Raw genomic sequence first — 6,233 nt, forward strand, 5'->3', positions numbered from 1 at the left:
GAGCGCGCCATGTACTGGAACAACAGAGGCGCGGGCACGGACACAATAGGCGGCTTCTCGGATTAAACATACCCCTCACAGCAATCCTCTCCCTTGGCGAGAGAGGGGGAACTGTTTTTCCTCACCTTTAGACGGGGGAGGCCCTAAGGTGAGGGTGTGATGCATCACAGACAGGAATGTCTGTGCTACCCTCCCCTTTCTCGCTTCCAGGAGATGGGCGCGGTATAATAAAAACCCGTTGAGCCGTTAAAATTGATTATAGGAGCGGATAATTGAGCGACCCTGAGACGGTTGATGAATCTTACGTCAAGAGCGCGGTGATGTTCGTTATCAACGCGCACGCCGCAACAGTAAACATGCGTCTGTATCCTATTACCAGCACCATGGTTACAGAAACCTTCGACAAAGCAAACGAAGCCCTCCAGGAAATATTTAAATCCTTCGAGCGCCTGAGCATAGCGTCCATCGAAAACGGCCTGCTGGTCAACGACGTTCGCCTCGATGACATCGAGCAACAGAAAGCTCCCGTAAAGTCGTTTGTCGCCTGGATGAACGAGCGTGAGCTCTCTACTGTCGAGTTCGAGAAGGGCATCACCAGCGAGGAGTTGCAATCTTTCTTCTCGATACTAAGTGGCATGACGGACGCGCAGGATCGGGTGAAGCTGACCGAGGATCTGGCCGAGCAAAGCATAAAGCACGCGAGTGTAAACCAACGCGTCTATGTCGCCGTCACCACCGATAGCGACGGGGAAATTATCGGAGGCGCGCCCTCAGCGTCTTCTCCGCTCAACGCTCTCAAGGATGAACTGCTTATCCGCTATCTGATGGGTAAGGTGAACCTGAACGATGTCGAGGATCACGAACTCGTAGAGGTACTTTCCGACCCTGGGAAGGTCGGTGGTCTATTGAGCCGGTTTCTCGGAGAGGAAGGAGCCGAGGGCGGCGTCCTTATGAAAAGCCAGAAGGCCTCAGAAGCGCTGAACGCCGTGGCTGAGATGGTCAAAGAGATAGACGATGATGAATTGCGCGAGGCCATGGGCGACAAGATTACGAACGTCATCGCCGAGATGAGTCCGCGCGAGATGACAAGCATCCTTTCAGGTTGTGTACCGGAGGATCTGAACATCAGGCACATCCGTGAGAATATCATAACAATGCTCTCCAACAACCAGCTTTTGGAGATGGTCGATTTCCTTATCGAAGATTATGACGAGATGAAGTCCGAATCGGGCGAGCTCAACGCCGAGTGGACAAGGAAGAGGTTGCAGGATATGAACGAGCTTCTCCTGGGTGTTCGTGGCGAGCGGAGCGAGGCAATAAGTGAGGCTATCGACAGAAAGCTGGACGAAGCGGGAATCGCCGAGGAGCGAGACCCTGGAACCGGCAAGCGCGTCCTGTCCGCCTACCAGATGTTGGGCGGGCCGCTCACGGAGGATGTGGTGGAGCTCGGCGAGGGGGTCGACCAGACCGTGCCGCGCCAGATACGGCAGCTTTACATCATGGAGGAGCTCGACCTCGCGGCCGGCATGCTTCGAAAGCTCGCCGAGAACTTCCATCAGGACTCGCCGTCGGTCAGACGGTTTGCGACAGCGCTTTTCAAGGAGACTCTTGAAGGCCTTGACAATGAGCATAGAGCCCAGGCCGCCGATGTTCTGTGTCCGAGCATTCTCGAGGAGATGCGCAAGGAGCTGGACTTCCAGGCTTTCACAAACGAGGTGGATTCCGTTGTCAGGATGGCCGGGACGTACATGCGATGCGGGCGCGTTCAGGACGCCGTAGAGATAATCGCGACACTTACCGCTGTCGGCGCCGAGGACGTGGGCAAGGGGGATGAACTGATCAAGCACGTAACTGAAGCGCTGTCGGAGCTCATGGGCGCCGGAGGGGTAATTGACGTAAAGTCTCTCCTGCTCGAGGAGGACGAGGAGAAGAGGCGCAATACAATTCAGGCTCTCTCGAGCCTCGGGCCGGACGTCTTGATCCCGCTGGTAAATGTGGTGAAAGATCGAGGAGAGACAGAGTTGCACGATCGCGCGCTGGATACGCTGCAGTCAGTGGGAGAGCCGGGGATCAAAGCTCTTGTCAGCGAACTGGAGAAAGAGAACCCGTGGTATGCCTACAGAAACATTCTCAATGTCATTGCGGAGCGGAAGATCGAAGAGGGACTGCCACAGGTGATCGCTATGGTTGCGCATCCTGACGAGAGGATCCGCCGTGAGGCCGTCCGTAGCCTGGCGCACATCGGTTCGCCGGATTCGTTCCCCGCTGTTATGAGCGCCGCGAACGATACGAGTATTGTGGTCAGGAAGACGGCGGTCAGGGCGCTGGGGGTTTTTGGGAATCCGAACGTCGCGCAGTACTTGCTGAATATCATAAACGGACAGGGTCCGCGCGGGAAGGAAGAGGAGCAGGGCGTGGTCGAGGCCGCGTGCCTGTCGCTGGGCGATCTCCATGACAGCAGTTACCTCCCCCAACTGGCCGCATTGCTGCGCAACGGTGGGCTTTTTAAGAAAACCAGGCCAGATGAGGTCAAGGCGGCGGCTTGCATCGCTTTGGGAAACATCGGCAACTCGAGCGCTATGTCTGTACTGGAAAAGGCTAAAAAGGATTCGAGCCAGATAGTGCGTGGTAGCGCGGAAAAGGCGATCCACAGGCTCAAGAGCGAAATTGACGCGCCCGAGCCGCAATAAACAGAGTAACAGTAACAGGGGTCAAGCAACGTCTACCGCGCAGCGGTAGACGGTGCCTGACCCCTGGTTGTTTGGTTGTTTCCGCTCTACTTTATCCAGCCCATTTTGATGAACCACTCGACTGTGGCGCGCAGGCCCAGCTTGAAGTCGGGGTACTCCCACTCGAAGCCCAGGCGCTGTAGCTTGCCGCTGCTGATCCAGTAACTGGACGACAGGTACCGAGCGCTCGACTCCTCCCAGATACGGAGACGCTGGAAGCCGGGGAACTTCCCGTCCAACCAGCGGAGGTAACGAGACGACCAGATTCCGAACGGCTGCAGCATCGGCATGCGCAAAAATGGTATGAGGTGGATCTTGCGCCCGACAAGCAGCGCGCTGATCTTCAGGAACTCGAGCTGGCTGATAACGGTCGGGTCGGAGACGTTGAAATCCTCGAAGACCGCATCCTCGCGTTGCGCGAGGAAGTAAGCCGCGCGACCGATGTCACGGACGTGGCAGTTTACCATCAGGTAGTTTTTCAGGTCGAGCGGCAGGATCGGCATAAGCCCTTCTGACAGAGCGATGACAATGCCCCCGATACCGTAGTCGCTCCCCGGGCCGTAGAGCGGCGCCGGGCGTATTATCGTCCAGCGCAAACCTTGCTCGCGCCCGAATCGCTGGATGATCTGCTCCTGCTTCCACTTGGTGATCGAGTAGTCGTTAACCAGAAATGTGTCGCGAGGTTGTGGGCCCGGAGTGTTGAGCGGAGTGCTCCCCTCCTCTGTGAAAGGTTGGTTGGTCGGATGGGCGGATGGTCTCTTGTACTCCTTGTCCTTGAGCCATGGCCGGACTCCGTGGCCCCAAAGCAACTCGAAGAGTGCCCGCAAGGGGTTGCTCGAGCTTTGAGGCATGTAGGGGTGGCCATAAACCCCAGCGGTGGACCAGTGCACCATGCGATCGATTCCCTCCTCGACCATGGCCTCACAGAGGTTGATTGTGCCCTCGAAGTTGATTTTCTCCAGTGCGGACATCGGCGCGGAGTAGTCGTAGAGGCTTGCTGTGTGATAAACGACTCCGACCCCCTTCAGGACTTTTTTGAGCGATTGCTTGTCGGAGAGATCCGAGGGAACGAAATCGACTCCGTCCGCGTCCCAATCAATGCAGATGTTGTCCTGCGTCGTGCGAACCTTCTGGCTTTCAAAAGCCCTCGCGAGGTCGGTGCCACGCACCGGGATACCCGCGTCCGCCAGTATCTTCACCATGTGCCCGCCCGAGAAGCCGCAGGCGCCTGTGACAAGTGCTGGTTTCATATTGTCAACCTCCTGTATCAGTTGCGATAGGATCCCCTTAACTTTGGGGTCAGGTCTTTTTTCTAAAGTTTAAGAGGGGTCTGGCAACGTCTACCGCTTTAGCGGTAGACGTTGCCCCCCTCTGGACGGACGATCGACTTTTAGAAAAAAGACCTGACCCTGCGCCGTCTTGTCCTCATGAGATCCGTGAACGCCTCGAGCCGTGTCGAGATGCCGGTCGGAGATGCGTGCTCGTCCAGACAGAGGTTCAACACAGGGATATTATACTCCGATTCGATGCGCGGGAGGATCGCCCTGCAGATGTTCTCGGGCATGCATGTGAATGGATAAAGGTGAATGACACCGTCGTAGCCCTTGCGGCTGGCGTTGATGGCGCCGGCAATCGTCTGGTGCTCTTCACCACCGAGGACGTAGGCGGTGTAAGGTTTCGTGACGCGCCTTGCGCGCCGCTCGTCGAGGATGATAGAGGGGTTGATCTTGACGGGGCGCATCAACCATTTGCAGACGCTCATCACGGGATAGGCCATTATTCCCATCTCGCCGAGTTTGCGTTCGATGTCGAAGTTCAAGGAAGGCTCCAGCACAGCGTATATCTCGCCCAGGATCGCGACTTTCAATAGATCACGTCCGTTCTTCTCCTGTTCGACATCGCGCAACACCGCCACTGACTCGCGCACCGCCGTGTCCACCTGCTTGAGGGACCGGGCTTCGTGGACCATCGACAGACCGTTCATAAGCGCGGTCGAGGCGCTCCCTCTGTTCCGCTCAAACGGGCGGATGTCGCGGGCCGTCTTTTCGAGCGTGTCTATAGCCTCAGCCTTGCGCTTGAACGCGCGAAACCCGCGCAACCACGCGAGCAAGAGGTTGTCATCCACCGTGTCGCGGAACTTATTGTAGAAAGGAAGAAGGCCGTCTCGCCCTAGCAGGAGGCTGTCAAACTCAAAGCCAAGATCGCGCAATATCTTGTGCTGCACGCGGCCGTAATAGCCGAACCTGCAAGCCCACATGCCGCTGACCATCGCGAGCGTATCCGCTCCCATCTCTAGTCCGTGGAGATTGTCTCCGAGGTTGATCTTGAAAGGAAGACAAACGAACTCGGGAGCGTGCAGGCTCCCTATTTCGATAGTTTTGCGCGTCGGGCGTGGCGGCAGGATCACCTCGGCACCCAGATGAGAGAGGAGAGCGGAGAGAGGGATATACGAGTTTCCCATATGGGGGAAAGACACCTTCATGAGTTTTTGCGCGCTCGCCGGATAAGATCCACAAAAGCCTCGACGCGCGTCGCGACGCCCGCCTCGCCGGTGTGTTCATCCAGGACCAACGTTGTGAGAGGAGGGCTGTTTTCGGTGACCACTTCCCGCGCGATGATCTCGCCGAGTATTGAGTCGGGGCCGCACGCGAAGCCGACAACCAGAATGACGCCGTCGATGTCGGAGCGCCCGAGGAAGTGGGATGCCGAGCCCAGCAGCTCCTTTTCGTAACTCCAGGAGATGCTCGGGTAACGCGACAGCTCGCGATCAATGACATCCGGCGGCACCTGCGTCATGTAAGTAACGCGCGCTCCAAGGCGCTCGAGTTTCAAAGGAAGGTTGTGACTGATGAAGTAGTCGTGTATCAGGTACTCGTGCCCGATGAGGGCAATGTTGATATCCTTCGGGCGATTGGCGCCTGGCCGCCCGCCGCCGGTCGCGGGCATTGTTTTTTCTTTGTTGTTTCCGTTGCCGAGCACATTTTTCATTGCCTCGTTTGGGGTAAGCCCGCGCATCAACTCCGCTTCGTACGCTCCTTGCGCCGCCAGTGAATCGGAAAGCGCTTTGCGGGTGAGCGACATCGAAGCGCCCAGCTCAGCGCAGACGCGCTTCATGCTTGATTTGAGCGACCGTTTCTGGATATCGATCGTGAATTCGATTGTCGGGGGCAAATTGTCGAGAGAGTGCTTGATCATGTCAGGCAGGCCAATGAGCTTGGGGCAGGTGAAGGTATCACCGCCGGTTTTTTCAACCGACACCAGGCGGGAAATGAACAGCAAGTCGCACCTGTCGGCGACATCAAGGAGATGGCCGTAATAAAGCTTCACGGGCACACAGATATCGTCCACGCACTGACGGACGCCATCCTGAACCAGTTCCTTGCGCGTAGAGCGCGACAGGACAACCTCTGCGCCAACTCCTTCGAGAAGGGTCTTCCACAGCGGGAAGTATCTGTAATAAGAAAGTGCCTGTGGCACGCCGACTTTGACCATGAGGTAATTATA

Annotated in this window: 4 protein-coding genes; 1 reads left to right on the forward strand and 3 read right to left on the reverse strand. The window is 57.0% G+C overall.

Translation table 11 applies throughout. The features are described 5' to 3' along the window. The first annotated feature begins 272 nt into the window (after positions 1 to 272). Positions 273 to 2,690 carry a hypothetical protein gene (locus CVT63_07490; protein PKQ27531.1) on the forward strand — a complete coding sequence of 806 codons (2,418 nt, stop codon included), beginning with the start codon at positions 273 to 275 and terminating at the stop codon, positions 2,688 to 2,690. An 86-nt stretch (positions 2,691 to 2,776) separates the two neighbouring features. On the opposite strand, the gene CVT63_07495 is transcribed toward CVT63_07490, so the two are convergent. From CVT63_07495 to CVT63_07505, 3 genes are all read right to left on the reverse strand, one after another. Next, entirely contained in the window at positions 2,777 to 3,979 is a 1,203-nt protein-coding gene (locus CVT63_07495; GenBank protein ID PKQ27532.1) for a hypothetical protein, read from the reverse strand. A 140-nt stretch (positions 3,980 to 4,119) separates the two neighbouring features. Continuing rightward, the gene (locus tag CVT63_07500) at positions 4,120 to 5,190 is read right to left on the reverse strand and encodes a hypothetical protein (GenBank protein ID PKQ27533.1); all 1,071 of its coding nucleotides are present in this window, start codon (positions 5,188 to 5,190) and stop codon (positions 4,120 to 4,122) included. 17 nt (positions 5,191 to 5,207) lie between these two features. Then, positions 5,208 to 6,221 carry a hypothetical protein gene (locus CVT63_07505; protein ID PKQ27534.1) on the reverse strand — a complete coding sequence of 338 codons (1,014 nt, stop codon included), beginning with the start codon at positions 6,219 to 6,221 and terminating at the stop codon, positions 5,208 to 5,210. Positions 6,222 to 6,233: the final 12 nt, after the last annotated feature.

Source organism: Candidatus Anoxymicrobium japonicum (assembly GCA_002843005.1).
In the GTDB taxonomy this organism is placed as follows: Bacteria; Actinomycetota; Geothermincolia; order Fen-727; family Anoxymicrobiaceae; genus Anoxymicrobium; species Anoxymicrobium japonicum.